Source organism: Bordetella parapertussis, from assembly GCF_020735925.1.
Classification (GTDB): Bacteria; Pseudomonadota; Gammaproteobacteria; order Burkholderiales; family Burkholderiaceae_B; genus Bordetella; species Bordetella pertussis.
Window position 1 is genome coordinate 2,385,442 of record NZ_CP085971.1, and the last position, 24,707, is coordinate 2,410,148.

Consider the following 24,707-nt stretch of genomic DNA (forward strand, 5'->3'; position numbering starts at 1 on the left):
CAGAGCGTAACGGCGGAGATCTCATATGCGCAGCAAGATAGTGCTGACGGCTTTCGTGGTGTTTGGATTCGTCCTGCAGGGCTGCAACACCGTTGCAGGAATGGGCAAGGATATGTCCGATGCGGGCAGTGCCATTACCCACGCTGCCGAGAAGTAGCCGGCCCGCGCCGGCATGATGCAAGCCCCCGGTTGCTCCGGGGGTTTTTTTTGGTTCATCGCGCAATAGCGTGGAGGGGTTTGGCAAGTTTTCGTATTCTTGACGGCAGGTATTTGCCATCAGGAGTGCAGGGAGATGCTGGATCGCAAGTTGCTGGAGTCGCTGGGAGGCTGGCAGGGCTATGGCGTCGAACGCGTGGAATGGCCCGAAGACCCAGGGCGCACGCTGTCGATCTATTTGAAGCCAACGGCCAAGGTGATGCTGTGCGAGCAGTGCGGCGCGCGGTGTCGCCAGGTGCATGAGACCACGGTTCGACGGGTGCGAGATCTGCCGTTATTCGAGTATCGGGTCGTTCTGCACGTGCCGCGCCGACGCTTGTGGTGTGAGCAATGCGGCGGCCCGCGCCTGGAGCGGCTTGCCTGGCTGGGGCGATATCAACGGGTGACGGATCGGCTGGCGCAGGCCTGCAGCCAATTGCTGCAATCGAGCAACGTGCAGGCGGTGGCGAGGTTCTTCGAACTGGGTTGGCATACCGTCAAGACGCTGGACAAGGCTCGGCTGCGTGCGTCGGTGCGCGAACCGGATTGGTCCAAGATCGAGTATTTGGCGATGGACGAGTTTGCCCTGCACAAAGGGCATCGCTACGCGACAGTGGTGGTCGATCCGATCGGCAGGCAGGTGCTGTGGATTGGCCCAGGACGCTCACGCGAGACGGCCCGGGCGTTCTTCGAACAATTGCCGCCTGGGGCCGCCCAACGCATCAAGGCCGTTGCCATCGACATGACCACCGCCTACGAGTTGGAGATCCAGGCCCACAGCCCACAGGCGGAGATCGTCTATGACTTGTTCCATGTCGTGGCCAAGTATGGACGAGAGGTCATTGATCGGGTGCGCGTGGATCAGGCCAATCAACTACGCCAGGATCGTCCCGCACGCAGGATCATCAAATCGAGTCGCTGGCTGCTGCTGCGCAACCGTGACAACCTGGATCGGCAGCAGGCCGTCCGGCTCGACGAATTGCTGCAAGCCAACCAGCCGCTGCTGACGGTCTATGTCCTGCGTGACGAACTCAAACGGCTCTGGTTCTACCAAAGACCTGCCTGGGCAAGACAAGCCTGGAACCACTGGTACGAGCAGGCCGAGCAAAGCGGAATAGCCGCCTTGAACACCTTCGCTCAGCGCTTGAAAGGCTATCTGCACGGCATCCTGGCCAGATGCCGACATCCCCTGAACACCAGCATTGTCGAGGGCATCAACAACACTATCAAGGTCATCAAGCGGCGCGCTTACGGCTACCGCGACCAGGAATACTTCTTCCTCAAAATCCGTGCCGCCTTCCCCGGCAATGCGCGATGAACCTATTTTTTTCCGGGTCCGCGCCGGCGCCCACGCCATAGGCGTTGAGGCGGTTGTAGAGCGTCTTGAGGCTGATCGCGAGGGTGCGGGCGGCGCGCCGCTTGTCGCCGCCTGCGCGCGCCAGCGTGGCGAGGATGAGCTCGCGCTGGACGCATTCGAGGGGAGTTCCCACCGGAAAGGCCAACGTATCGGCATCCTGCCGGGCCGGGCGGCGCAACACCGTATCGGCCAGCGCCTGCGGACCGATCGGGCCGTCTTGCAGGATATAGGCGCGCTGCACCGCGTTGCGCAGCTCGCGTGCGTTGCCGGGCCAGTCGTGGGCGGCCAGCGCGTCGAGCATGGCGCCGGAAAAGCGCTTGGCGGTGCCGTGGCGCGCATTGAGTTCGTCGAGAAACCGCTGGGCCAGGAAGCGGACGTTTTCCGGCCGTTCGCGCAGCGGCGGCACCCGCAGGGGCAGCACCAGCAGGCGATGCAGCAGGTCTTCGCGCAGCCGGCCCTCGGCCACCGCGGCGTGCGGGTCGCGGTTGGTGGCGCCGATGATGCGCACGTTGGCATGCAGCAATTCCACCCCGCCGACCCGGCGGTACGCGCCGGTTTCCAGCACCCGCAGGAAATGCACTTGCATGTCGGGCGGCATCTCGGTGATCTCGTCCAGGAACAGCGTGCCGCCGCTGGCGTTCTCGAAATAGCCGGCGTTGTGCGACAAGGCGCCGGTGAAGCTGCCCTTCTCGTGGCCGAACAGCTGGGCATGCGCCAGCGTCGGGCTGATTGCCCCGCAATTGATGGCCATGAACGGCGCGTCGCGGCGCCCGCCCAGGTCGTGGATGGCGCGGGCCAGCACATCCTTGCCGGTGCCGCTTTCACCCACCAGCAGTACGGTGGCGTCGCTGTCGGCGGCGCGCTCGATGCTGGCGGCCAGCTTGCGCATGCATGCGCTGGGGCCCAGCGCCGCAAGGCGTTCGAGCGGGTCGGAAGTCGTTGCAGGCGTAGTTGCGGTTTGGTTGGGCACGATACAGCCTCGCGGCAAGAAACCAGGCGACGGGTCCATTGTCATGCGCCGACCGTGCAAGGGGTGAGACCAGATGCAAAGGTTGGAAAAAAATGTTGCGCCGTAGGGTGTTGTTACTGCCATATCGACCCCGCCACGCTACGCTATCAAGGCAGCACGGGTACTTCACTCATGCACACTGACTGCACGGCAGGGCGGCTGGCGCCGCCATGCGCAATTCTTGCATTGCGGGGGAACGATGCCTCACTTGCTGATCGTTGACGATGACGATGCGGTACGCGACAACCTGGTGGAAATCGGCCGCGAGCACGGCTACACCGTGGCGCAGGCCGGCACGGTGCGCGATGCGCTGATCCAGGTGGAACGGCAACTGCCGGACCTGGTGCTGACCGATGTGCGCCTGCCCGGCGCCACCGGCATGGACCTGTTCTCCCGCATTTCGCATGCCGGGGTCGAGGTGGTGGTGATCACCGGCTACGGCAGCATGGAAAACGCCATCGAAGCGCTGCGCGCCGGCGCCACCGATTACCTGGTCAAGCCCATCTGCATGGAACGCCTCGAACAGATTCTTGCGCGCGTGGCGTCGGCGGGGCAGGACGGCGACTGGGATCCCTCCCAGCCGTTCCAGCAGGAAGACCGCTTCGGACGCCTGGTAGGGGCGTCGGCGCCCATGCAGGCGCTGTATCGCCAGATCTCGCGCGTGGCGCCTACCGAGGTCACGACGCTGCTGATCGGCGAGAGCGGCACCGGCAAGGAACTGGCCGCGCATGCGGTGCACGAGCTCAGCGCGCGGCGCGCCGGCCCCTTCGTGGCGGTCAACTGCGGCGCGATCTCGCCCAACCTGATCGAGAGTGAACTGTTCGGGCACGAACGCGGCAGCTTTACCGGCGCCGAGCGCCAGCACAAGGGCTATTTCGAACGCGCCGACAACGGCACGCTGTTCCTGGACGAAGTGACCGAAATGCCGCTGGACTTGCAGGTCAAGCTGCTGCGCGTGCTGGAGACCGGCGCCTTCATGCGGGTGGGCACCAACCGCGAGATTTCCTGCAGCGTGCGCGTGGTGGCCGCCACCAACCGCAGCCCCGAGCAGGCGGTGCGCGACGGCAGGCTGCGCGAGGACCTCTATTACCGCCTGAGCGTGTTTCCCATCGAGCTGCCGCCGCTGCGCGAGCGCGGCGACGACCTCGCCATGCTGGCCGGGCGTTTCCTCGACGGACTGAATCGCGAGTACGGCAAGGACAAGCGCTTCGCGCCGCAGGCGCTGCAGACCATGGCGGAGTACGCCTGGCCCGGCAATGTGCGGGAACTGAAGAACTTCGTGCGGCGCGCGTTCATCCTGGCCGAATCCGACACGCTGGACGCCAGCGCGCTCACGCCGCAGATCTCGCCCAGCGACGCGGCTGGCGGCGGGCAGGTGATCGTGCCGGTGGGCTCGACGCTGGCCGAGGCGGACCGGCGTCTGATCCTGGCCACCTTGCAGCGTTGCGGCGGCGTCAAGAAACAGACCGCCGCGATGCTGGGCATCAGCGCCAAGACGCTCTACAACCGGCTGGAAGAGTATGGCGAGGCAGGTCCGCCGGACGCGGCGCCCGGCGCAGAGGGGGCCGCCTCGCGCGCGCAGCACTGAAACCCGGACGGGCATGGCGCATGCTGACCCGCCAGCCAGGCGCCCCAGGGGCGCCGGCACTTTTCGGGGGCAGGCATGGAAACCGTATCGGACTTCGTACTGGAACGTCTCGCGCAATGGGGCATCCGGCGCATCTTTGGCTATCCTGGCGACGGCATCAACGGCCTGATGGGCGCATTCGGGCGCACGCGCCAGCCGCTGGAGTTCGTGCAGGCCCGCCACGAGGAGATGGCCGCCTTCATGGCCTGCGCGCATGCGAAGTTCACCGGCCAGGTCGGCGTCTGCATGGCGACCTCCGGGCCGGGCGCGATCCATCTGCTCAACGGCCTGTATGACGCCAAGCTGGACCACCAGCCCGTGCTGGCGCTGGTGGGCCAGCAGGCGCGCCGCGCGCTGGGCGGCGACTTCCAGCAGGAAGTCGACCTGGTATCGCTGTTCAAGGATGTCGCGCACGACTTCGTACAGCAGGCCGCCAGCGCCGAGCAGGCGCGGCACCTGATCGACCGCGCGCTGCGCATCGCGCTGGAACGGCGCTGCGTGACCTGCGTCATCCTGCCCAATGACGTGCAGGATCTGCCGGCAGTGCGTGAACTGCCGCGCGAACATGGCAGCGTGCCGACCGGCATCGGCGTCACCTCGCATGCGGCGGTGCCGCCGGATACGGCGCTGCGCAATGCCGCCGACATTCTCAACCGCGGCGAGCGGATCGCCATCCTGGCGGGCGCGGGCGCGCTGGAAGCGGCCGAGCCCCTGCAGGCGGTCGCCGAGCGGCTGGGCGCCGGGGTCGCCAAGGCCTTGCTGGGCAAGGCCGCCTTGCCCGACGCCTTGCCCTACGTAACCGGCGCCATCGGCCTGCTGGGCACGCAGCCCAGCTGGGAGATGATGAACGAGTGCGACACCTTGCTGATGGTCGGCACGGCCTTTCCGTACAGCGAATTCCTGCCGAGCGAAGGCCAGGCGCGCGCGGTGCAGATCGACCGCGACGGCCGCAACCTGAACCTGCGCTATCCGGTGGAAGTAGGCCTGGCTGGCGACAGCCGCCAGACCCTGCAGGCATTGTTGCCGCTGCTCGAGCCCAAGCCGCAGGTGCGCTGGCGCGAACGCATCGAAGCGTCGGTGGCGCGCTGGTGGCGTACCGTCGAGGCGCGCGCCATGGTGGACGCCTCGCCGGTCAACCCGCAACGCGTGTTCTGGGAACTCTCGCAGCGCCTGCCGGACCGCAGCATCGTGACGGCCGACTCGGGGTCGGCGGCCAATTGGTATGCGCGCGACGTGAAGCTGCGCGAGGGCATGATGGCGTCGCTGTCGGGCGGGCTGGCCACGATGGGCTGCGCCGTGCCTTACGCGCTGGCGGCCAAGCTGGCCTATCCCGAGCGACCGGTGGTGGCGCTGGCGGGCGACGGCGCGATGCAGATGAACGGCATCAACGAGCTGATCACCATCGCCGACCGCTGGCGCGCCTGGGCCGACCCCACGCTGGTGGTCCTGGTGCTGAACAACGGCGATCTCAACCTCGTCACCTGGGAGCAGCGCGTGATGGGCGGCGATCCGCGCTTCGAGGATTCGCAACGCCTGCCGCCGTTCGCCTATGCCGATTACACCCGCATGCTGGGCCTGCATGGCTTGCGCGTGGAGCGCGCGCAGGATCTCGGCGCGGCCTGGGGCGAGGCGCTGACCGCCGGACGCCCGGCGGTGCTGGAAGTCCTCACCGACCCCGAGATGCCGCCGCTGCCGCCGCACATCCGGGCGCGCCAGGTGCGCGCCTACGTACAGGCGCTGCGGGCGGACCCGGCCGGTGGCGCGGCGCTGCGCGCCACCCTCAAACAATGGTGGGCCGGCTGAGGCCGGCCGACATGCCGCTTTCTTTCCGCCATCAGCAGGAGCCGCATCATGAAAGCATCGAACGATACTCCATCGTCCAAACCGTCCGCGCCACGCCGCGACGAGGCGCCCGCGGCAAGAAAGCCGCGGCCGGGCGAAGAGCAGGCCGACGGCAGCCCGGGCGAAGCGGGCGCCATCTCCAACCCCATGCCCGGGCTGAGCCCGCAACGCACGCCGGGCATAGACCGCTGGTCGGAGAACGACTTCGAGGCGGTCTGGCGGCGCGCTACGCGGGAGCTGTGACAGAGACCGCAACGGCCGTGCCGCGGGGCGGCACGCGACTTGCGCACTGCGGCCGGCGAGCGTTCGCCACCTCGGCGGCGCCGGCATTTTCTGCAAGGAGACGTCATGCATGCACATACCGAAGACCGCGCCCGCATGCGCGAATCGAAACAGCAGGTCAAATCCGGCCTGCATGAATTGATCGCCGGCGCCGAGGCGCTGCTGCGTTCGACCGCGTCGTACGGCGGCTCCGAACTCGAGTCGGTGCGCGACCGGCTCAAGCACCAACTGGAAGCGGCGCGCGACCAGGCCGGCGGCTGGGAACGCAGCGCCGTCGAGCGCTACCAGCGCGCCTCGCGCGTCGCCGACGGGTACGTGCACGAGAACAGCTGGAAGCTGATCGGGGTGGCCATCGTGCTGGGCGCGCTGCTGGGCGCCTGCGCCATGTCCGACCGCGGGCGCAGACGCTAGCGTTCCGGACAGCGCCCGGCTACAGCGGATCGCGTACGCGGATCTCGTTGCGTACTTCGCGCACGCCGGGCACCGAGCGGGCCGCCGACAGCGCTTGCGCAGCGGCCTCGTCAGTGTCGGCCGTGCCGGACAGGCGCACCGCGCCATTGCGGCTTTGCACCTGCACCGTTTCGGAACGCAGGCCGGGCGTTTCGACCAGCGCCTGGCGGATCTGGGCGGCAAGGGCCATGTCGTTGCCGCTGGCCGGGCCGGAACAGGCCGCCAGCAGCAGGGCAAGCAGGGCGCTGCGCAGCGCGCAGGGAAGGGAAGCGGTCGTCATGCGGGCTCCTGTGATCTGGGTGGGCTGCCGGGATGGCCGCCGCGGCCGGCGTGAGCGGCAAGCGCCGTGCCCGCTCTCGCGCCAGGGCGGGCAAGGCCGGCACAGCACTTGCGCACCGCAGCGGATACGAAGCCCGGCGGCCGCGCGCCGCCGGCCCGATCCGCAACCCACCACGCAGGAGAACGCGATGCGTAACGACAACCGACGCCAGCCGCCGTATGGCGATGACGATTTCGGCCCCCATGACGAATTCGAGCGCGACTTCCGGCTGGGCGGCCGCGATGTCCGGCAAGGCAGGCCTTCGTGGCATGGCAACGACCGTCCCGAGGCGCAGGAGTACAGTCGCGGCAGCGGCCGCTGGGGGGCCGAAGAACCGGACTACGGCCGTCCCTACGGCGAACGCCCCAATCGCGCAACGGGCGGCCAGCCGAACCGCCGCGGCCCGCAATACGAACAGGGCGGGCCTTATCCCGGCACGCGCCGCGCGCAATGGAACGAACCTATCACGAGCCGCAGCGCCGATCCGGGCCAGAGCAGCTACGGCGGGTTCCGCGACGAGGACCCGCGCTGGCAGCGGCAGCAATTCCATGACGGCCCGCTGGCCGGCGACTACGGCGGCTACCACGGCGACGGCGGCGAATGGGCCGGCCTGGCCGGCGCCGGGCACCGCGCAGGCAGCCGCCGCATCCTGCCCAAGGGCTACACCCGCTCGGACGAGCGCTTGCGCGAGGATGTCTGCGAACGCCTGGCGCACAGCGGCCTGGATGTCAGCGATGTATCAGTCTCGGTGACCGACGGGCAGGTCGAATTGAGCGGGACGGTAGCCCGCCGGCGCGACAAGTACGCCATCGAGAACTGCGCGGACGACTGCCTGGGCGTGGCCGACATCGACAACCGCATTCGCGTCGTCGCGCCCACGGCCGCGCCATGAACAAGGAGCCGGACATGGACATCTCTTCCCGACAGGCGCCGCTGGCCGCGGCCGCCGCAGCCAGCGGGCCGACGCGCATCGTCGGCCGCGCAAAGTTCAGCGCCGTCGGCCCCGGTCCGCAGATCATGGCCGCCGACACGCTGGAGGGCAACCGCGTGCTGAACCCCCAGGGCGAGCATCTCGGTTCGGTGCAGCACATCATGATCGATGTGCCGCAAGGCCGCGTCGCCTACGCGGTGCTGTCGTTCGGCGGCGTGCTGGGCATGGGCGACAAGCTGTTCGCGCTGCCCTGGAGCGCGCTGGTGCTGGATACCGACCATAAATGCTTCGTGCTCGACATCGCCAAGGAACGCCTCAGGCAGGCCGGCGGCTTCGACAAGAACGACTGGCCGAGCATGGCGGACAAGCGTTGGGCCGAGGAACTCTACGATTATTACGACCAGCCAGCCGTACTGGTAGGCCGGTCCTGCAGGCCGACACCGGGACGGCCGCGCCCGGCGCCGGCCTGCTCAACCGTGCCGACGCAACGCGCTGATGTTGCCGTCGGGTTCCATATAGGCGCGGTGTACGTCGTCCAGGCTGTCGTATCCCTTCAGGCGCAGCTCGCTCATCAGTTCAGCTTCGGTGATGTATTCGCGCCGCATATTGCGCCGCTGCAACTCGCCGTCGCGCACCAGGCAGACCGTGGAGGGCGCCAGCACGCGGCCCACCGCGGGCAGGAAATAACTGGCGCGGTCGATGGCCACGGTCCAGCCCACGATGGTCAGCAGCAGGATGGCGCCGTCGGTGACGGACTTGTATTCGCCCGCCATGGCGTTTTGCGCCGCGTCGGCGATCAGCACCAGCACCAGCATGTCGGCCACGCCCAGGGAGCCGATGTCGCGTCGTCCCGCCAGCCGCAACAGCGCCAGCAGGAACCAGTAGATCAGCGTTCCGCGCAGGAACAGCTCCAGAGGCGGTACGGTCAACGCGAACATGCCGTTCCAGTCCACGTCCATGATGCGCTCCTGTGCAGGCCTGGGGCCGAAGTGGATTTTTTACACGCCGGGTCAAGACTGGTCCGGCGGCCCGCCGTTGCGCACGGGGTCGGGGCGATGGCGGGAAACCCCGGCATGCCCGGCGTCGGTCTGCGTGTCGGGCGCGATATCGGCGCCGTCGGGCGGTTGCCGGTCATACTCGACGTCGGGGCGCTCGCCGGTGCCGCCGGTATCGCTGTCGGTCTCGGCCGCCGCGTCGGGCAGGTCGCTGGCGGAGTCCGATGAGTCGCTGGGGCCCAGGCCGGGGCGGGGCTCGGCATCGGGAGGGGAAACGGGCCAGAGTGAACGCTTGGGCACGATGGCTCTCCGGAGTGGGGGATGCCTCATGCCCTGCAAGCGGCGTGCCTGCGGCGCGGCGGCGCCTGCCGGCTCGCGCGGGCGCCACGGGCACGGCGTTTGCGGCCTGCGCACTCGTTCAGGAGCCGCGCTCATGTTCGAGCAATACTCTCACTCCGCCCGATGGGCAGTACGCCCCGTTCCACGGGCCAGCGGCGCGACCTGTGAGCGCGCCGTCGATGGACCATGGAGCGGGATGGCGCCGGCTTGTCGGCCCTGACCCGGGCACGGCCATGGCGCAACGCCTGCTGGTGGTGTCCCCGCACTTCGACGATGCCGTATTCAGTTGCGGCGGCCTGCTGGCGGCCACGCCCGGCGCCACGGTGCTGACGGTGTTTTCCGGCGTGCCCAGCGTCGCCGCCGCCTTGCCGGACTGGGACCGGCGCTGCGGTTTCGAACGCGCCGACCAGGCCATGCAGGCGCGCCAGGCGGAGGATCGCAACGCGCTGGCCGAACTGGGTGCGTCAGGCCTGGGCCTGGACCTGCTCGACAGCCAGTATCCGGGCAGCGAAGCGATGCTGGCGCGGCTGCCCACAGTCCTGGCGGCGGCCGTCCAGTCGATCAGGCCCGGCGCCTTGCTGATTCCCCTGGGCCTGTTCGATGAAGACCACGTGCGGGTGGCCGACGCCGCGCTGGCGGTGCGCGGGTTGTTCGATGGCTGCGACTGGCTGGCCTACGAGGAGGTCCTGTACCGGCGCCGCCGCGGCGCGGTGCAGGCACGCCTGACCCAGTTGCACGGGCGCAAGGTGTATGCCACGCCGGTGGCCCTGCCGGGCGATGCCCGCGGCGCCAGCAAGACGCGGGCGGTGGCCGCCTACCACAGCCAGCTCGAACCCTTGGGACTGGTGCCTGGGCATGGCGACGACGCGGCCCCGGAGCGCTACTGGCGCCTGACCTGGCCCCGGCCGGACGCCGGATGAACACTGCAGGCATGCCGCTTGCGGGCCTGGCAGCCCTGGATACAGGAGGACGGACTATGTCGATGATCGTCGCCGCTCGTTTCATGACTTTCGATGCCGCCGCGGCCGCCGCCGGGCGCTTGCAGGCGGCGGGCGTTTCGCAGGAAGATATCCATACGTTCTACGTCAACAGCGCCGGCGCGCACGATCGCTACCCATTGGGCGGGGACCGGCGCGCCGACCCCGATGCCGGGCCGGCCCAGTACGGCGCCATCACTGGCGCCGCGGTGGGCGGGCTGGCGCTGGGCGCGATCGCGGGCGTGGTGGCCAGCGCCCTGGCGGCTACGGCGCTGGCGCTGGTCGCGGCGGTGGGCGTGGGCGCCTATGTGGGCGCGCTGTTCGGCGCGCTGTGGGTGGCCGGGCGCGGCCGCCGGCCGTTGCGGCCGGCCACGGCCAGTCCGACGGCCAGCCCGCCGGGCGCCGACGAACACGCGCCGGTGCGTCATGCCGGCGTGATGCTGGCCTTGCATGTGGACGGTGTGCAGGCCGAACGGACGCTGGCCCTTCTGCGCGATGCCGGCGGCCAGGATCTCGAACGCGCCCAAGGGCGCTGGGTGGACGGCAAATGGGAAGACTTCGATCCCTTGCAACCGCCGCAACTGGCGGCCGGCGGCTAGCCCTGGCCGCCCGTTGGCTGGCCGGCCTGCTGTGCCTGGGGATATGGGCGGCGCAGGCCAGCCCGGCGGCCGACGAAGCATGGCTGCGGCGCGCCGCGCAACTGGCGCAGACCTCGGCGCAAGCCGCCGCGTTGGCGCGGCAGCACGGGGCCAGCGGCGACGTCCAGGCCTATGCGCGCCAGGCGGCCGCCCGGCTGCAAGACCTGGGCCGCGGACTGGCCGACGTGGCGCACGCGCAGGCGGTGACGCTGCCGGCCGGCCCCGACGTGACGCAACGCACCCATTTGCAGGAACTGGCGCAGCAGCGCGAGGCCGCCTTCGACCGGATGTACCTGCATTGGGCCGGCGTGGCCCTGGGCGAGGAAACGCTGCGGCACTACCAGCAGGCGGCCGAGGAGGCGCAAGCGGCGCCGGTGCGGGAGTTCGCCGTGCATACGCTGCCCATGCTGCAGAACCTGCTGCAGGACGCCCGGCGGCTGGCCCGGCCGCCGCCGCAGGCCGAACCGCGCAAGCTGCCGCCCGGCGGCCCGGGCGAGCCCGCGCCGCCTTCGCCGGCTTCGCCGAGCGCGCCGCCGTCCATCGACGCCACGCGCCCGGGCCGCTAGGGCCTTACTCGCCCGGGGTGCCCGTCACGGGCAGTACGATGCCCGTGATGTAGCTGGCGCAGGCCGGGCTGGCCAGGAACACATAGGCGGGCGACAGTTCCTCGGGCTGGGCGGCGCGCTTGAGCGCGGTCTTGGCGCCGAAGTCCTTGATCTGCTCGGGCGCCTGGTCGGCGGGATTGAGCGGCGTCCAGACCGGTCCGGGCGCCACGGCGTTGACGCGGATGCCGCGCTCGGCCACATTGGCCGCCAGCGACCAGGTGAAGGCGTGAATGGCGCCCTTGGTGCTGGAGTAGTCCAGCAGCTTGGGATGGCCGCGCAGGCCGGTGACCGAGCCGGTGTTGACGATGCTGGCGCCTTCTTTCAAGTGGGGCAGCGCGGCGCGCGCCATGTGGAAGTAGCCGTAGATATTGGTGCGGAAGGTTTCGTCCAGGCGCTCGTCGGTAATGTCCTGCAGCGACGAAGCGTGCTCCTGGTAGGCGGCGTTGTTGACCAGGATGTCCAGCTTGCCGAACTCGCGCAGCGTGCGCGCGACGGCCTCCTCGCAGAAGACCGGGTCGCGCACGTCGCCGGCGATCAGCAGGCTGCGCCGGCCTTCGGCCTCGACGTGGCGGGCGGTTTCCCGGGCGTCCTCGTGCTCCTGCAGGTACACGATCGCGACATCGGCGCCTTCGCGCGCATACAGCACCGCGACCGCGCGTCCGATACCGGAGTCGCCGCCGGTGACCAGCGCGGCCAGGCCTTCCAGCTTGCCGCTGCCGCGGTAGGCCGGCGCCAGGAACTGCGGCTGCAGCGCCATGTCGGCTTCGTTGCCGGGTTTGGCCAGATGCTGGCGCGGCATGGGCGGCTCGGGATGGTCGCGCGCGCCGGTGCGCGGCGCCTCGCCTGGCCGGCCTGCCGCGGGCTTGCGCTGGTCGCGCTGGTCCTGCTCGCGCTGGATCTCGCGCTGGCGCTCGGCGGTCCGGTCGGCGGCCTGCCGGGTCTTGGGGGACGCGTCGGATGGGGTCTTGGGCATGGCGGGGCTCCTGATGCGTGACGACGCCGCGAGGCGCGGCACCGCCGATCAGCAACGCGCATGCCTGCGGTCAATCGCGCGGCAGCCGCGCCTGCATGCGCGGACCCAGCGTGCGCCGGCTGGCGGCGTAGTCGGCCCAGGGGTCGGGTTTGCGCCGGGCCTGCTCCAGCGCATTGGCGATGTTCCAGCGCGCGCGGCGCAAATCGTCGCCGGCGTCCAGCGCGTCCCAGGACAGCGGCATGGAAACGGGCGCGCCGTCGCGCGCCCGCGCCGAGAAGGCGGCCACCGCGGTGGCGCCGTTGCCGTTGCGCAGGTAGTCAACGAAGATGCGCCGCTCGCGCCGGGCCTTGGCCATGTTGGCGGTGAACCGGTCCGGCAGGGCCACGGCCAGCTGGCGCGCCAGCGCGCGCGCGAAATCCTTGACCGTGTCCCAGGGCTGCGTGGGCCGCAGCGGCGCCACCAGGTGCAGGCCCTTGCCGCCGGTCGTCTTGAGAAACGGCTCCAGCCCGACTTCCTGCATCAGCAGGCGGGCCATCTGCGCGCCTTCGACAATGGCCGGCCACGCCACGCCGGGGCCGGGGTCCAGGTCCAGGGTGATCCGGTCGGGCGTGTCGGGATGGCGGGTATCGGCGCCCCAGGTATGGAACTCGATGGCGCCATACTGCACCAGCGCGATCAGGCCGGGCAGCGATTCGATCACCAGATGCCCGCCGTCGCGCCGCACGCCGGCAGGCAGCGCCTGGCTCAGGTGCTTCTGGAAGAAGCAGGTCGTGCCGGCGCCGTCGGGACAGCGCAACAGGGCCACGCGGCGCTGGCGCAGGTGCGGCAGGATATTCGGTCCGATGGCCGCGTAGTACTCGGCCAGCTGCAGCTTGGTGTAGTCGGGCTCGCGATAGGCCAGCCGGTCCGGGTGCGAGATGCGCACGCCGGCCACCTCGGCGCGGCCATCGCCGGCGCGGCGCGACGGCGTGGCCGCCCTGGCCGCCGGCCACCTCGCCGCGCACTTCGCTGGCGGGCTTGTCGGCGCGCAGGCCGGCAAACGAAGCCTGGCGCAGCAGCGCCGTCGCGCGTGATGCCCGCATAATTCACTTCGGCCACCAGCTCGGGGCTGACCCAATGTATGGCGGCGTCGCCGCGGCCGCGCGGCACGTCGCCCGAAAACGGCTTGGCATCCTGGCGCAGCGCCGCCAGCCGCTGGCCCAGCGTGCGCAGCGTGGCCGCGCCGAAGCCCGTACCCACGCGGCCCGCATAGCGCAATTGGCGGCCTTCGCGCAGGCCCACCAGCAAGGCGCCCAGGTGGCGGCGCGCGCCGGCCGGTTCGGTATAGCCGCCGATGACGAATTCCTGGCGCGGGCGGCACTTCAGCTTCAGCCAGCTCTGCGAGCGGCCGGACCGGTAAGGCGCGTCCAGGCGCTTGCAGATCAGGCCTTCCAGGCTCAGCCGGCAGGCTTCGTTCCAGGCCGCCTTGCCTTCGGTGTCGTCGGCCACCGGCAGCCGTTGCGTGAGCATCAGCGGCGCGTCCTCGGGCACCTCCCGCAGCAGGTCCTCGAGCCGCTCTTGCCTGGCTTGCAGGGGCAGGGCGCGCAGGTCCTCGCCATTCCAGAAGGGAAGGTCGAACGCGACGAACACCAGCCCTTCGGCCTGGCCGTCCAGCGCATTCTGCAACAGCTGGAAATCGGCCACGCCGCGTTCGTCGAGCACGACGACCTCGCCGTCGAGCCAGCCGCGCCCCAGCTTCAGCGCGCCCAGCGCGCGCGCCAGCGGCGCCATGCGAGCCTGCCAATCCTCGTTGCCGCGGCTGACGAGGCGCACGCCGCCGGCCGAGCAGGCCGCCAGGATGCGGTAGCCGTCGTACTTGACCTCGTACGACCAGCCCGGCCCATGCGGCGGGCTGTCCACCAGCGTGGCCAGCTGGGGCGCCAACGTGCGCGGCATCGCGGCGCGGCGCCCGCGCGGCGTGGCCGCCGGGGCGGGCGGCGGGGTGGCCGGCGCGCGTTCGGCGTCATCGCCCGGCACCGCCGCCTCGTCGTCTTCCTTGCGCAGCAGCCATTGGTCCTGCCCGCCGCTCATGCGCACCAGGACCCAGTCGCCGGCAAGACGCCGGCCGCGCAACGCGAAATGCAGCTTGCCGCGCCGCAAGCCCTGGCGCGGATCGCCGCGCGGGATCCAGACGCCGCTGTCCCAGATGTCGACATGTCCGGCGCCGTACTGGCCCTTGGGAATGTCGCCGGAGAATCCGCCATACTCGAGCGGATGGTCTTCCACATGCACGGCCAGGCGCTTGACGGAAGGATCGCGCGACGGGCCCTTGGGCACCGCCCAGCTCACCAGCACGCCGTCGATTTCGAGCCGGAAATCGTAATGCAGGCGGCGCGCCTGATGGCGCTGGATGACGAAGGACAGGCCTTCGCTTGCGCGGGCGGCCGCGCGCGGGCGCCGAGCGGCGCCGGCCGGTTCGGCGGTGGCGCGGAAATCGCGCTTCTCGCGGTACTGCCGCAGTGGCTGTGTCATGGGCGCGGTGCTCTCCTGTCAGGCCGCCTTGCGGGCCGGGGCGCGCCGCGCGGGCGTCTTGCGCGCCCGCTTGGCGGCGGCCCCCTTGGCCGTGGCTTTCCGGGCCGACGCGGCCCTTTTCGCCGGGGCCGCGGGCGCGCCGGCGCGCCGCTTGCCGCGCTCCAGGCTCTGCTGCAGCATGGCCGCCAGGTCGATGACCTTGGCGCTGGCGCGCGGCGCGGCTTCGCCCGGCTCGGCCAGCTCATGCGTCTTGCCGGCGCGCACTTTCCTGTCGATGGCGGCCAGCAGGTCGTCGCGATAGGCGTCGCGGTATTGCGCGGGGTCCCACTTGCGCGTCATGTCGTCGAGCAGGCGCATGGCCATGCGCAGTTCGCGCGCGCCGGGCCTGTCGTGCGTGGCCGCGTCATCCAGGCCGAATTCCTCGGCCGGCACGATCTCGTCGGCGTAGCGCATGGTGACCAGCATCAGCACCTCGCCCACCGGCATCACGGCCGCCAGGTGCTGGCGCGTGTGCAGCACGACCTGGGCAATGCCGATGCGGCCGCTGTCGCGCAGGGCGCGGTGCAGCAGCGCGTAGCCCGGCCCGCCGCGCCGGTCGGGCGCCAGGTAGTATGGCGTGTCGAAGTAATACAGCGGCACTTCCTCGGCCTTGACGAAGTCGAGGATCTCCACGGTCTGCGTGGCGGCGACGTTGGCACGGGCGAAATCCTCGTCGTTCATGTAGACGTATTCGCCTTTCTCGTATTCGTAGCCCTTGACGATATGCTCGCTGTCGATCGCGCGGCCGGTGCGCTTGTTGATGCGCTGGTAGCCCACCGGCGCATTGTCGCGCCGGTCGATCCAGTCGAAATCGAGCCGGCTGGGGCGGCTTGCCGCATGGACCACGATGGGTACGTGCACCAGCCCGAACGCGATCGCGCCTTTCCAGACGATTCTGGCCATCATGCCTCCTTGTCGGGACGGCAGGCTCAGCAAACGGCGTGCCCGTGCCAGGTCAGCGTCGGCACAGCAGGGCGCCCACCAGCATGCCCACGCCAGCCGCGACGCCAACCGCCTGCCAGGGCCGCGCATGGACGAACTCGTCGGCGCAGTCGGCCGCTTCGCTGGCCAGGCTGCTGGTGGTATCGGCAAGCTGGGACCAGGCTTCGCGCGCCGCGTCCAGCTGTTGCCGCAGGCGGGCCTTCAGTTCTTCGATATCGGCGTATTGGGGATCGTCCAGCGTGGCGTGGATTTCATCGAGCCAGCGCTGGCGCGCGCCGGCAGACATGGGCGCGGTCGGGTCGGCGGGGAAGTTGGCGGGGCGCTTGGAAGTAGGCATGGCGGGCTGCTCCGGTTGGGGGAAGGGGTTGGGGCGGGACGAAGCCGGTGGGGCGTGGCCTCAGGGCCGGGCCATGGCGCGGCAGGCGCTGGCGCAGGCATGGCAGGCCGTGGCGCATTCCTGGCAGTGGCGCGGCTCGTGGCGGGCGCACTCGTCGCCGCACACTTCGCAGATGCGCGCGCACAAGGTGCACATATGTGTAGAAAATTCGCTTTCGCGCGCCATCATGGCGGCACACAGGCGACAGGCGGCGGCGCAGTCCAGGTCCAGCGCGATGCAGCGGGCCATATCGGCGCCGTGGCCTTCGCGCAGGCAGCTGCTGGCGCAGTAGTCGCACGCGGCGGCGCAACGGCCGCAGGCCTGCAGGCATTCGACAACGTGAGTATTGAGCATGACCATCTCCTGGGGGCAAACCACGCATGCCGCAAGCGGCGAGCCTGGCACGCCGCGCTCAGACTTGCTTGCAAATGGAGACCAGCCGTGATGACGGCGCGCCGCGCCGTCCACTACCATGCACTGTACGCAATCTCTTGCGCGAGGTGCAAGATGTCCAAGCCCGAACCCGCGCGCGGCGCCGACGCGCACGATGATCCGTCACTCGATCAAGCCAAGGTGCTGCCGCCGCGTAGCCCGGTGCTGGTGCCCAACCTGCCGCCCAAGCCGCCGGCGCGCGCGCAGGCGGACAAGCACGGGCCGGCGGTGGACAACCAGACCGAGTCCAACTGGGCCGATGGTGCGGCGCCGCAGCCACGCGCCAGGAACGCGCGTTCATCGATTTTCTGAGTGCGGCCAGGCCGCCACGAAGGCCAGCAGGCGGCGTTCGTCGGCCGCCAGGCCGCGCGGCCCGGCCGGCGCGGCGCCGCCTGCCGGCAAGGCGCCGTCCAGGTAGGCCTGGACAATGCCAGGATGGATGTAGCAGGCTCGGCACACCGCCGGCGTGTTGGCCAGGCGGGCGGCCACCAGCTTGACGACCTCGACCACGGCCGCGCGGCGCGCCGCGGCACCCTCGGCCGGGCAGCGCAGCAGCAGCGAAAGCGCCAGCGCCGAGGCGGCCCAGGTCCGGTAGTGCTTGGCGGTGAAATCGCCGCCGCCGGCCTCGCGCAAATAGGCGTTGATCAGTTCCGAGTCCACCGGGCGCGGCTCGCCGTCCTCGTCCAGGTAATGGAACAGCTGTTGCCCGGGCAGGTCCAGGCAGCGCTTGACCACGCGCGCGATGCGGCGGTCGCGTACGGTGACATCGTGCGCCACGCCGCTCTTGCCGGTGAAGCGCAGGCGCAGCCGGCTGCCCTGCAGCCAGGCATGGCGGCGCGTGACGGTGGTCAGGCCGAACGAACCGTTCTCGCGCGCATAGGCGCGGCTGCCGACCCGCGCCAGCGTGGTTTCGAGCAGGCGCACCACCGTGGCGGCGACCTTGTCCGGAGCCAGGCCGCGGCTGGACAGGTCGCGCGCCACGCGGCGCCGGATGCGCGGCAGGGCGCGGCCGAACTCGCGCAGCTGGCCGTACTTGGCCGCGTCGCGCCAGGCCCGCCAGTCGGGGTGGTAGCGGTATTGCTTGCGGCCGCGGGCGTCGCGTCCGGTGGCCTGCAGATGGCCGTCGGCCCGCGCGCAGATCCACACTTCGCGGTAGGCGGGGGGGATGGCCAGCGCCGCGATGCGCGCCAACGTGGCAGGATCGCGCACCCGGCGGCCGTCCGCGTCGTAGTAGGCGAACTTTCCGCCGGGCAGCCGGCGGCGCGCCAGGCCGGGACGGCTGTCGTCCACATAGCGCAGCGCGGCGGGCGCGGCGGGGCTCACGAGCGGCGCGCGCCCTGGCCCCGGTTGCGTTGGCTGGACTGATCCTGGTTGCTGCCTATCTGCGATACATGGCCGTCCTTCTTGGTGCGCGACTGCTGGCTGCCATGGCTGCGTTGGGCTTCGCGCTCGGTGTCGTCATCCTGCTTGCGGTCGTGGGAGGTAGGGGTAGGTTTCATAGTCGAGGGCTCCGGGTTGCCCGCCACGCGCCACAGGGCGTGGTAATGCGGCAGGCGTTGCAAGGCATAGCGGGCGCTGTCGCGGCGTATGGTGTTGCGCGCGCCGTCGAACCGCGCCGTTTCGGTATAGATCGTGGGCTGGGCGTCGGCCGGGCCGGCCTTGAACAGCCACGCATAGCACTGGGTGCCCGCCGGGGTGCCATCGGCGGGCTCGTCGGCAACACCAGTGTTGGCGATTGCCACATTGGCGTCGCTGTGGCGCGCCGCGCCCAGGGCCATGGCGCGCGCCACGGCTTCGCTGGTGAGGTTGTGGCGGCGCAGTATGTCGGGCGCCACGCCCAGGCAGCGGGTCTTGGCCCGCGGCGAATAGACCACATAGGCGCAGTCGAGCAAGGCCCCGGCGCCGGGTTCCTCGGCCAGCAAGGAGGCAATCAGGCCGGCCGTGCAGGATTCCGCGGTAACCAGCGTCAGCCGCTGTTCCTGCATGTAAAGGGCGGTGCGTTGCAAGGCGTTCATGGCGTCTCCCTGGACAGTTGGCGGCAAGCGGCGTGCCCGCGCGCTCAGGCGGGCCGGCCCGCGCCCACCCGCGCGCCCACCACCATTTCGGTGGCCCAGTTCAGCAGGATGGACGAATAGGCCTGCTGGCAGCGCTTGTCGCTCAGCGCGTGGTCGGCGCCGTCGACGATGCGATGGGTCAGCGAGTGGGAATGCAGGAACGCGCCGCGGTAGCTCATGATGGTCGAGTGCGGAATGTAGTCGTCGTGCTCGGCCTCCACGATCAGCACGTCGCCGCGAAACGACGAGCAGGCGCTCAAGGCGCGGTTGCCCTCCGGCGCCACGGTGGCGTGCCGGTAGGCGGAGATGGCGGCGCGGTCGAGCTGCAGCTTGGGCTGGGCCCATTCGTCGTCGCGGTACAGCGCCGGCACGTGCAGCGCCAGCCAGCGCACCGCGCGCAGCGTGGTCAGGATGGCGGCCAGATAGCCGCCATAGCTGCTGCCCACCACCGCGATGGCGGACGTATCGACGGCTGGGTGGGCGATCAGCGCGTCATAGGCGGCCATGATGTCGCGCAGGCTGTCCTCGCGCGTGACCTGGCGCCGCTGCGCCTCGGTGGCGGCGTGGCCGCGCAGGTCGAAGGTCAGGCAGATGCAGCCCAGCCCGGCGATGTCGCGCGCGCGGCTCAGGTCGAAGCGCTGGCTGCCGCCCCAGCCATGGACGAACAGCACGCCGGGCAGCTTGGCGCGCGGCGTGAGCAGGGTGCCGGCCACCTGCGTGTCGAACACGGGGATCGTGATGGTTTCGCTATGTGTCGTCATCGTCCGTGCCGTTGTCTTGCGTCATGCCGCCGGCCTTGGAAATGAAGCCGACCTCGGCGTCGTGGGCGTGGAATACGATGCGCGTGCCGGGCGGGTGCGCCGGGTCCGGACCGTAGTGTTCGCTGGTGGCGGCGTGCGCGCGCCGCAGGCCGCCATCCTGCGCGAACGCGCGCAGCGCGGCGATCTCGGTCAGGCTGGCCCCGCCGGCCCGCCACGATTGTTCCAGCACGCCGGTGCGCCAGCGGCCCTGCGCATCGCGGCCGCGCGCCACGTCATAGTTGCGGCGCGACGCGTACAGGCGCGGATAGCAGGCGAACGCCTGTTCGTCGTAACGCATGGCATGCTCCAGCGCGGCGCGCCGCGGCGCGTCCAGTTCCAGCTGCAGCAGGGCGGGCAGGGGACCCGGCACGAACCACAGGTCCGAGCCGCCGTAGACTTCCAGGCCCGCGTGGTCCAGCGTCAGCGACTGCGTGCCGATATAGCTGGCCAGATGGACGCCCACCTGCGCCACGCCGACGCTGTAGGTCGAGATGTCTTCCAGGTGTTCCTCCAGCACCAGGCCATAGCGGCGCACCTCGCCGGCATCCTGTTCGGCCAGCGCCTGGTCCAGCGCCGCCGCGTCGGCGACCTTGCGCTGGCCGCGGCCGGCGGTGGCGCGCACCGGCTTGACGCGCAGCGCACCGGTGCGCAGCATCCGCGCGCCGGCCTGGCGCGCCTCGTCCAGCGCGAAGACCGTGCAGCCGGGCAGCACGCAGTCGGACAGCCGCGCGCCCAGTTCGCGCGACCAGGCCGCAGGGGCGGCGCAGCCGTCATGCGGCAACGCATGGGTGATCGCCTTGGTGGCGACGAAGCCATGCGGCGCGACGCCGCCGAACAGGTCGTCCGGGCCCTGGATGCCCAAGGCCAGCGCGCGGCCGTCCAGCAGGGTGCGCGCAGGTACGTAATACACGCGCAAGCGCGGGTCGCGCGCCGCCGCAGGCAGCGCGTCGGCGTACTCGCAGCCCAGCAGCTCGGCGATGTCCCGGCCCAGCGCGCGCAGGCTGGCGCGCTCGTGGCGCGGCGCGTCGCGCCGGCCGGGATGGGCGACCACCAGATCGACGGGACGGCGCGGTACGGCGGCGGCAGGGTTCATGGGCGGATCCGGAAGCGGGAACAGCGCCGCAGCAGCAAGCGCCGTGCCCGGGCTCAACCGGCCGCCGCGCGCCGGTGGCGCCATTCGGCGCCCAGGTAGGCCGGCAGCGCCACGCACAGCGGTATCCACGCATACAGCAAGCGGTACATCAGCACCGCGCCCAGGCTTTCGCTGGCCGGCATGCGGGTGGCCAACGCGGCGGCGAGCAGGGCCTCGATCACGCCCAGCCCGCCCGGAATGTGGGCCAGCAGCGCGGCGATGCTGCTGAACAACAGGATGGCCAGGACTTCCGGATACGGCGCGCGGCCCTGCAGCAGGACGTAGATGATGCCGCCCATGATGGCCCACGACACGCCGGCCAGGCCCATCTGCCGCAGCGCGGTCGGCAGGTCGGGCAGCACCCAGCGGTGGCCGCGCAAGGTATAGGCGCGCCGCCGCGCGTACCGGCACAGGTACAGGTAGGCCAGCGCGCCGGCCAGCAGCGCCGCGCCCACGGTGCGCAGCAGGCCGGCGCCCAGGTGCCAGCCGGCGGGCGTGGGCATCTGGCCGGCCAGTAGAAGGGCGCCGGCCAGCCAGGCGTAGCCCACCCAATTGGTGGCGGTGGCGAACGCCACCACGCGCAGTCCGCAGGCGGTGCGCAAGCCGTGGCGCCCGTACAGCCGCAGGCGCACGGCGACCCCGCCCAGCAGGACGCCCAGGTTCAGGTTGAGCGCATAGCTGGTCATGGCGATGGCCGCCACCTGCCAGGCGGGCAGGCGGTGGCCGGCATAGCGGCGCGCCAGGATGTCGAAGCCGGCGTAGGCCAGGTAGCCGGCCAGCGCCAGCGCGGCGGCCAGCGCCACGGCCGGGCCGGGGATATCGTGGGCGGCGCGCGCCACCGCGTGCCAGTCGATGCGGCGCGCCTGGTACAGCAATACCCCGACGACGGCCAGGCCGACGATGCCGGCCAGCCAGGCGCCCAGGCGGCGCCGGCGGTGTCCATGATGGTGCGCGTGCCTCATGTCGCCTCGTCCGGTTGGCCCTGGCCATCGGGCCGCAGGGTCTGGATGCGGGGCTTGTGGGCGGGCAGGCTGCCGGCCCAGGCGGGAAAGCGCCGCAGGAAGTGGTAGACCAGCGCGCCGGCGAACAGCCGCCGCAGCTGGCGCCCTGCGCCATCGCTTTGCGGCGCCGGGCGGCAATGGTCGATCGCCAACCGTTCCAGCCGCTCTCGCAGGCCGCTGGCGAAGGCGCTGTCGCGCACCTCGACATTGGCCTCCAGGTTCAGCGCCAGGCTGAACGGATCGAGGTTGCTCGACCCGACCGTGGCCCACTCGTCGTCGATGCTGGCGACCTTGCCGTGCAACGGACGCTCGCAGTATTCGAGGATTTCCACGCCGGCCTCGGCCAGGGCGTCGTACAGCAGGCGCGCGCCCAGCTGCGCGATGGGCATGTCGGGCTCGCCCTGCAGGATCAGGCGCACGCGCACCCCGCGCGCGGCCGCCGCGCGCAGGTCGCGCAGCAAGCGGTAGCCGGGAAAGAAATACGCGTTGGCGATCACGATGTCGCGGCGCGCGGCCCGGATCGCCACGCGGTAGCTTTGCTCGATATCGTTGGTGTGCTGGTCGTTGTCGCGCACCACCAGGCGCGCGCGGCGCCAGCGCCGCCGCGGCACGGCGGCCAGCGCGGCGCGCGCGAAATCGCGGATGTCGGCCGCCAGCGGGCCGGCGATTTCGATGGCGTAGTCCTGCTTGGACTGGGGGCCGTAGTCGTCGAGATGATCGGCCGAGAAATTCAGGCCGCCGACGTAGGCCAGCGTGCCATCGATGGCGACGATCTTGCGGTGCAGGCGGCGAAACAGATTGGTGCGCATGCCCAGCAGGCGCGGGCGCGGATCGAATACATGGAACCCCACGCCCAGTTCGACCAGGCCGGCGATGAAGTCCGGCGGCAGGCTGTCCGAGCCATAGCCGTCGACCGTGACGTCGATGCGCACGCCGCGCCGCCGCCATCAGCGCCTCGCGCAGTTCGCGCCCGACCGCGTCGTCGAACAGGATGAAGGTCTCGATGAGGATTTCCTCGCGGGCCTTGCCGATGGCTGTGTAGACCCGCGGGAAATAGCTGGCGCCATTCTCGAGAATGGCGAAGCGGTTGCCGTCGCGCCAGGGCGTGCTCACAACGTCACCTCGGCGGCCAGCGGCACATGGTCGGACAGCCGCGACCATGGACGCCGGCTCAGGCGGCGCGGCTCGGATCCGGCGACGTTGCGCACGTAGATGCGGTCCAGCCGCAGCAGCGGGCAGGCGGCCGGAAAGGTACGCGCCGCGTGCCCCAGCGCCAGCCGGTGGACGTCGGCCAGCCCGCAGCGCGCCAGCGTTGCGTCGGCCCGCTGGCGCCAGTCGTTGAAGTCCCCCGCCAGCAGGGCCGCGGCCTGCGCCGGCACGTGCTGGCGCAGGTACTGGCACAGGCGCCGCAGCTGCTCCTGGCGATGCGCCTCGCGCAGGCCCAGGTGCACGCACAGCGCATGCAGGGGCGCGGGCGCGTCGCGCACGTCCAGCACGCAGTGCAGCATGCCGCGCGGCTCGTGCGCCGCGCCCACGCTTAGGTCCTCGTTGCGGTGCGAGACGATCGGATACTTGGACAATACGGCGTTGCCATGGTGGCCATCGGGGTAGACGGCGTTGCGGCCATAGGCATAGGCGCTCCACAGGGTGTCGGCCAGGAACTCGTATTGCGAGACCGCCGGCCAGCGCGCGTGGCGCGCCGCGTGCCGCTGGTGTTCGCCCAGCACTTCCTGCAGGAGCACGAGATCCGGCCGTGCCTCGCGCAGGGCCTCGCGCAGTTCGTGCAGGATGAAACGGCGGTTGAAGCTGGTGAAGCCTTTGTGTGCATTGACGGTCAGGATCCTGAGCCGGATCGGTTCTGGCGGCATGGGCGCTCCGGACGGCGAGATGCCGCAGCCCAGCAAACCGCGTGCCCGCCACACGATGGCGCGGGCACGACGCTTGCGCTACGCTGGTTCCCGATGGTTCGCGCCCGCCCCAAGGAGACGACGATGTCCGCCACGCTGTGCTGTCACGTACCCCCCAAACCCGATCCCATCCCGCCCGATTCGCCGCCCGGGGACCTGCCGGTCGACCCGGATACCGACGATCCCGATATCGACCTGCCGCCGCCCGACGCGCCGGGCGATCCCGCCAGGCGCCTGGCGGCCTCGGTTCGCTTCCTGCTCTCCTGACGGCGCCTGCGCGCGGCTTGCCGCGGCGGTCGATATATCGTAAGACATATATCTTACGATATAGGTGACCCTATGCATCCATTTCACGTCTTTGCCATGTCCGCGCACGGCGGCCGCGGCGGCGGCCATGCCGGGGGACGGCACGGCGGCGGCCACGGCGCCGGCGGCGACGGCCCCGACTGGCGGCGCGGCCGCAAGTTTTCGGCCGACGACCTGCAGTTGATGATCCTGGCGCTGCTCGAAGAAGGCCCCAGCCATGGCTACGAGCTCATCAAGGCGCTGGGCGCGCGCAGCCGCGGCTTCTATACGCCCAGCCCGGGCATGGTCTATCCGACCCTGACCTGGCTGGAAGAGGCCGGCCACGCCACGGTCAGCCAGGACGGCGCGCGCAAGCACTACCACCTGGCCGAACCGGGCCGCGCGCATCTGCAGGCCAACCGCGAGCGCGTCACGCTGCTGATGGCGCAACTGGCCCATGTCGGGCGCAAGATGGAGTGGATGCGGCGCGCCTGGGCCGGGCAGCCCATCGAAACCGGTTCCGAAGGCGAGGACCTGGCCACCGGCTGGCTGCCCGAGTACGTGCAGGCGCGCATGGCGCTGAAACAGGCGCTGGCGCGCCACGCCGACGCCACGCCCGCGCGGCAGCGGCAATTGGCCGCCATCCTGGCGCGCGCGGCCGCCGAACTGGACGACCTGTCGTCCTGACA

General features: G+C 70.7%; 27 protein-coding genes and 3 pseudogenes. 14 read left to right on the top strand and 16 right to left on the bottom strand.

The window, feature by feature from the left end; genetic code table 11:
* Positions 1-25: 25 nt before the first annotated feature.
* Entirely contained in the window at positions 26-157 is a 132-nt protein-coding gene (locus LK409_RS11345; RefSeq protein WP_003812730.1) for an entericidin A/B family lipoprotein, read from the top strand.
* A gap of 135 nt (positions 158-292) precedes the next feature.
* Positions 293-1,513: an ISL3-like element IS1001 family transposase gene (locus tag LK409_RS11350; RefSeq protein ID WP_010927279.1), complete on the top strand. Its 1,221-nt coding sequence runs from the start codon at positions 293-295 to the stop codon at positions 1,511-1,513.
* On the opposite strand, the gene LK409_RS11355 is transcribed toward LK409_RS11350, so the two are convergent.
* A complete protein-coding gene (locus LK409_RS11355) occupies positions 1,476-2,441 on the bottom strand; it encodes a sigma 54-interacting transcriptional regulator (RefSeq protein WP_049788717.1) in 966 nt (321 codons plus the stop codon). The genes LK409_RS11350 and LK409_RS11355 overlap by 38 nt on opposite strands.
* A 319-nt stretch (positions 2,442-2,760) precedes the next feature.
* On the opposite strand from LK409_RS11355, the gene LK409_RS11360 reads away from it, so the two are divergent.
* From LK409_RS11360 to LK409_RS11375, 4 genes are all read left to right on the top strand, one after another.
* Positions 2,761-4,149 carry a sigma-54-dependent transcriptional regulator gene (locus tag LK409_RS11360; protein WP_041937227.1) on the top strand — a complete coding sequence of 463 codons (1,389 nt, stop codon included), beginning with the start codon at positions 2,761-2,763 and terminating at the stop codon, positions 4,147-4,149.
* A 75-nt stretch (positions 4,150-4,224) separates the two neighbouring features.
* On the top strand, positions 4,225-5,991 hold the full coding sequence (locus LK409_RS11365; RefSeq protein WP_010928652.1) for a thiamine pyrophosphate-requiring protein: 1,767 nt from the start codon (positions 4,225-4,227) through the stop codon (positions 5,989-5,991).
* Between the two features lie 48 nt (positions 5,992-6,039).
* Positions 6,040-6,273: a hypothetical protein gene (locus LK409_RS11370; protein ID WP_010928653.1), complete on the top strand. Its 234-nt coding sequence runs from the start codon at positions 6,040-6,042 to the stop codon at positions 6,271-6,273.
* A gap of 105 nt (positions 6,274-6,378) precedes the next feature.
* Positions 6,379-6,723 (top strand): DUF883 family protein, encoded by a 345-nt coding sequence (locus LK409_RS11375; RefSeq protein ID WP_003811342.1) that lies wholly within the window; start codon positions 6,379-6,381, stop codon positions 6,721-6,723.
* A gap of 19 nt (positions 6,724-6,742) precedes the next feature.
* Here LK409_RS11375 and LK409_RS11380 read toward each other — a convergent pair whose 3' ends face one another.
* Positions 6,743-7,042 carry a BON domain-containing protein gene (locus LK409_RS11380; protein ID WP_010928654.1) on the bottom strand — a complete coding sequence of 100 codons (300 nt, stop codon included), beginning with the start codon at positions 7,040-7,042 and terminating at the stop codon, positions 6,743-6,745.
* A gap of 187 nt (positions 7,043-7,229) precedes the next feature.
* Between LK409_RS11380 and LK409_RS11385 the strand changes: the two genes are divergently transcribed.
* The gene (locus tag LK409_RS11385) at positions 7,230-7,973 is read left to right on the top strand and encodes a BON domain-containing protein (protein ID WP_010928655.1); all 744 of its coding nucleotides are present in this window, start codon (positions 7,230-7,232) and stop codon (positions 7,971-7,973) included.
* A gap of 14 nt (positions 7,974-7,987) precedes the next feature.
* A pseudogene (locus LK409_RS11390) lies at positions 7,988-8,432 on the top strand (PRC-barrel domain-containing protein).
* 50 nt (positions 8,433-8,482) lie between these two features.
* Here the strand turns inward: LK409_RS11390 and LK409_RS11395 are convergent.
* Both LK409_RS11395 and LK409_RS11400 read right to left on the bottom strand, forming a co-directional pair.
* Complete coding sequence (locus LK409_RS11395) at positions 8,483-8,971, bottom strand: DUF421 domain-containing protein (RefSeq protein ID WP_003817532.1); 489 nt, start codon at positions 8,969-8,971, stop codon at positions 8,483-8,485.
* A 51-nt stretch (positions 8,972-9,022) separates the two neighbouring features.
* Positions 9,023-9,307, bottom strand: coding sequence for a hypothetical protein (locus LK409_RS11400; protein ID WP_226376549.1), 285 nt, complete (start codon positions 9,305-9,307; stop codon positions 9,023-9,025).
* A 272-nt stretch (positions 9,308-9,579) separates the two neighbouring features.
* Here LK409_RS11400 and LK409_RS11405 point away from each other — a divergent pair, with 272 nt between their 5' ends.
* Genes LK409_RS11405 through LK409_RS11415 form a run of 3 tightly spaced genes read left to right on the top strand, consistent with a single transcriptional unit; the run spans position 9,580 to position 11,527 of the window.
* Entirely contained in the window at positions 9,580-10,266 is a 687-nt protein-coding gene (locus LK409_RS11405) for a PIG-L deacetylase family protein (RefSeq protein ID WP_225665624.1), read from the top strand.
* A 56-nt stretch (positions 10,267-10,322) separates the two neighbouring features.
* Positions 10,323-10,922 (top strand): hypothetical protein, encoded by a 600-nt coding sequence (locus LK409_RS11410; protein ID WP_010928657.1) that lies wholly within the window; start codon positions 10,323-10,325, stop codon positions 10,920-10,922.
* The gene (locus LK409_RS11415; protein WP_226376550.1) at positions 10,871-11,527 is read left to right on the top strand and encodes a DUF4142 domain-containing protein; all 657 of its coding nucleotides are present in this window, start codon (positions 10,871-10,873) and stop codon (positions 11,525-11,527) included. The genes LK409_RS11410 and LK409_RS11415 overlap by 52 nt, the downstream gene beginning before the upstream one ends.
* Positions 11,528-11,531: 4 nt before the next feature.
* Here LK409_RS11415 and LK409_RS11420 read toward each other — a convergent pair whose 3' ends face one another.
* From LK409_RS11420 to LK409_RS11440, 5 genes and pseudogenes are all read right to left on the bottom strand, one after another.
* Positions 11,532-12,539, bottom strand: a complete 1,008-nt coding sequence (locus LK409_RS11420; RefSeq protein ID WP_010928659.1) for an SDR family oxidoreductase — start codon at positions 12,537-12,539, stop codon at positions 11,532-11,534.
* 70 nt (positions 12,540-12,609) lie between these two features.
* Positions 12,610-15,050: pseudogene (gene ligD / locus LK409_RS11425) on the bottom strand (DNA ligase D).
* Positions 15,051-15,068: 18 nt separating this feature from the next.
* Positions 15,069-15,995 (bottom strand): non-homologous end joining protein Ku, encoded by a 927-nt coding sequence (gene ku, locus LK409_RS11430; protein WP_076879821.1) that lies wholly within the window; start codon positions 15,993-15,995, stop codon positions 15,069-15,071.
* A 49-nt stretch (positions 15,996-16,044) separates the two neighbouring features.
* Complete coding sequence (locus tag LK409_RS11435; RefSeq protein ID WP_003817524.1) at positions 16,045-16,368, bottom strand: DUF883 family protein; 324 nt, start codon at positions 16,366-16,368, stop codon at positions 16,045-16,047.
* Positions 16,369-16,428: 60 nt separating this feature from the next.
* A complete protein-coding gene (locus LK409_RS11440; protein ID WP_041937414.1) occupies positions 16,429-16,761 on the bottom strand; it encodes a four-helix bundle copper-binding protein in 333 nt (110 codons plus the stop codon).
* A 90-nt stretch (positions 16,762-16,851) separates the two neighbouring features.
* Here LK409_RS11440 and LK409_RS11445 point away from each other — a divergent pair, with 90 nt between their 5' ends.
* On the top strand, positions 16,852-17,151 hold the full coding sequence (locus LK409_RS11445; protein ID WP_010928662.1) for a hypothetical protein: 300 nt from the start codon (positions 16,852-16,854) through the stop codon (positions 17,149-17,151).
* On the opposite strand, the gene LK409_RS11450 is transcribed toward LK409_RS11445, so the two are convergent.
* The 7 genes and pseudogenes from LK409_RS11450 to LK409_RS11480 form a co-directional block, all read right to left on the bottom strand.
* A complete protein-coding gene (locus LK409_RS11450; RefSeq protein ID WP_010928663.1) occupies positions 17,137-18,162 on the bottom strand; it encodes a DNA topoisomerase IB in 1,026 nt (341 codons plus the stop codon). The genes LK409_RS11445 and LK409_RS11450 overlap by 15 nt on opposite strands.
* Positions 18,159-18,854, bottom strand: coding sequence for a CinA family protein (locus tag LK409_RS11455; protein WP_076879822.1), 696 nt, complete (start codon positions 18,852-18,854; stop codon positions 18,159-18,161). Before LK409_RS11455 ends, LK409_RS11450 begins: the two co-directional genes overlap by 4 nt.
* A 44-nt stretch (positions 18,855-18,898) precedes the next feature.
* The gene (locus LK409_RS11460; protein ID WP_010928665.1) at positions 18,899-19,654 is read right to left on the bottom strand and encodes an alpha/beta hydrolase family protein; all 756 of its coding nucleotides are present in this window, start codon (positions 19,652-19,654) and stop codon (positions 18,899-18,901) included.
* Positions 19,641-20,786: a DUF3182 family protein gene (locus LK409_RS11465; protein WP_010928666.1), complete on the bottom strand. Its 1,146-nt coding sequence runs from the start codon at positions 20,784-20,786 to the stop codon at positions 19,641-19,643. Before LK409_RS11465 ends, LK409_RS11460 begins: the two co-directional genes overlap by 14 nt.
* A 53-nt stretch (positions 20,787-20,839) precedes the next feature.
* Positions 20,840-21,787 carry a lysylphosphatidylglycerol synthase domain-containing protein gene (locus LK409_RS11470; RefSeq protein WP_010928667.1) on the bottom strand — a complete coding sequence of 316 codons (948 nt, stop codon included), beginning with the start codon at positions 21,785-21,787 and terminating at the stop codon, positions 20,840-20,842.
* A pseudogene (gene clsB / locus LK409_RS11475) lies at positions 21,784-22,939 on the bottom strand (cardiolipin synthase ClsB). The gene LK409_RS11470 and the pseudogene clsB overlap by 4 nt, the downstream one beginning before the upstream one ends.
* Positions 22,936-23,694: an endonuclease/exonuclease/phosphatase family protein gene (locus LK409_RS11480; protein WP_010928668.1), complete on the bottom strand. Its 759-nt coding sequence runs from the start codon at positions 23,692-23,694 to the stop codon at positions 22,936-22,938. Before LK409_RS11480 ends, clsB begins: the two are co-directional and overlap by 4 nt.
* A 123-nt stretch (positions 23,695-23,817) precedes the next feature.
* Here LK409_RS11480 and LK409_RS11485 point away from each other — a divergent pair, with 123 nt between their 5' ends.
* The gene (locus tag LK409_RS11485; RefSeq protein ID WP_370448370.1) at positions 23,818-24,000 is read left to right on the top strand and encodes a hypothetical protein; all 183 of its coding nucleotides are present in this window, start codon (positions 23,818-23,820) and stop codon (positions 23,998-24,000) included.
* 72 nt (positions 24,001-24,072) lie between these two features.
* Positions 24,073-24,705, top strand: coding sequence for a PadR family transcriptional regulator (locus LK409_RS11490; protein WP_010928670.1), 633 nt, complete (start codon positions 24,073-24,075; stop codon positions 24,703-24,705).
* Positions 24,706-24,707 lie beyond the last annotated feature (2 nt).

Bases quoted from the DNA above. Each gene is read 5' to 3' on its own strand.
- LK409_RS11345 (WP_003812730.1), top strand. From the start codon at position 26: ATGCGCAGCAAGATAGTGCTGACGGCTTTCGTGGTGTTTGGATTCGTC.
- LK409_RS11350 (WP_010927279.1), top strand. From the start codon at position 293: ATGCTGGATCGCAAGTTGCTGGAGTCGCTGGGAGGCTGGCAGGGCTAT.
- LK409_RS11355 (WP_049788717.1), bottom strand. From the start codon at position 2,441: ATGCGCAAGCTGGCCGCCAGCATCGAGCGCGCCGCCGACAGCGACGCC.
- LK409_RS11360 (WP_041937227.1), top strand. From the start codon at position 2,761: ATGCCTCACTTGCTGATCGTTGACGATGACGATGCGGTACGCGACAAC.
- LK409_RS11365 (WP_010928652.1), top strand. From the start codon at position 4,225: ATGGAAACCGTATCGGACTTCGTACTGGAACGTCTCGCGCAATGGGGC.
- LK409_RS11370 (WP_010928653.1), top strand. From the start codon at position 6,040: ATGAAAGCATCGAACGATACTCCATCGTCCAAACCGTCCGCGCCACGC.
- LK409_RS11375 (WP_003811342.1), top strand. From the start codon at position 6,379: ATGCATGCACATACCGAAGACCGCGCCCGCATGCGCGAATCGAAACAG.
- LK409_RS11380 (WP_010928654.1), bottom strand. From the start codon at position 7,042: ATGACGACCGCTTCCCTTCCCTGCGCGCTGCGCAGCGCCCTGCTTGCC.
- LK409_RS11385 (WP_010928655.1), top strand. From the start codon at position 7,230: ATGCGTAACGACAACCGACGCCAGCCGCCGTATGGCGATGACGATTTC.
- LK409_RS11395 (WP_003817532.1), bottom strand. From the start codon at position 8,971: ATGGACGTGGACTGGAACGGCATGTTCGCGTTGACCGTACCGCCTCTG.
- LK409_RS11405 (WP_225665624.1), top strand. From the start codon at position 9,580: ATGGCGCAACGCCTGCTGGTGGTGTCCCCGCACTTCGACGATGCCGTA.
- LK409_RS11410 (WP_010928657.1), top strand. From the start codon at position 10,323: ATGTCGATGATCGTCGCCGCTCGTTTCATGACTTTCGATGCCGCCGCG.
- LK409_RS11415 (WP_226376550.1), top strand. From the start codon at position 10,871: ATGGGAAGACTTCGATCCCTTGCAACCGCCGCAACTGGCGGCCGGCGG.
- LK409_RS11420 (WP_010928659.1), bottom strand. From the start codon at position 12,539: ATGCCCAAGACCCCATCCGACGCGTCCCCCAAGACCCGGCAGGCCGCC.
- ku (WP_076879821.1), bottom strand. From the start codon at position 15,995: ATGATGGCCAGAATCGTCTGGAAAGGCGCGATCGCGTTCGGGCTGGTG.
- LK409_RS11435 (WP_003817524.1), bottom strand. From the start codon at position 16,368: ATGCCTACTTCCAAGCGCCCCGCCAACTTCCCCGCCGACCCGACCGCG.
- LK409_RS11440 (WP_041937414.1), bottom strand. From the start codon at position 16,761: ATGCTCAATACTCACGTTGTCGAATGCCTGCAGGCCTGCGGCCGTTGC.
- LK409_RS11445 (WP_010928662.1), top strand. From the start codon at position 16,852: ATGACGGCGCGCCGCGCCGTCCACTACCATGCACTGTACGCAATCTCT.
- LK409_RS11455 (WP_076879822.1), bottom strand. From the start codon at position 18,854: ATGAACGCCTTGCAACGCACCGCCCTTTACATGCAGGAACAGCGGCTG.
- LK409_RS11460 (WP_010928665.1), bottom strand. From the start codon at position 19,654: ATGACGACACATAGCGAAACCATCACGATCCCCGTGTTCGACACGCAG.
- LK409_RS11465 (WP_010928666.1), bottom strand. From the start codon at position 20,786: ATGAACCCTGCCGCCGCCGTACCGCGCCGTCCCGTCGATCTGGTGGTC.
- LK409_RS11470 (WP_010928667.1), bottom strand. From the start codon at position 21,787: ATGAGGCACGCGCACCATCATGGACACCGCCGGCGCCGCCTGGGCGCC.
- LK409_RS11480 (WP_010928668.1), bottom strand. From the start codon at position 23,694: ATGCCGCCAGAACCGATCCGGCTCAGGATCCTGACCGTCAATGCACAC.
- LK409_RS11485 (WP_370448370.1), top strand. From the start codon at position 23,818: ATGTCCGCCACGCTGTGCTGTCACGTACCCCCCAAACCCGATCCCATC.
- LK409_RS11490 (WP_010928670.1), top strand. From the start codon at position 24,073: ATGCATCCATTTCACGTCTTTGCCATGTCCGCGCACGGCGGCCGCGGC.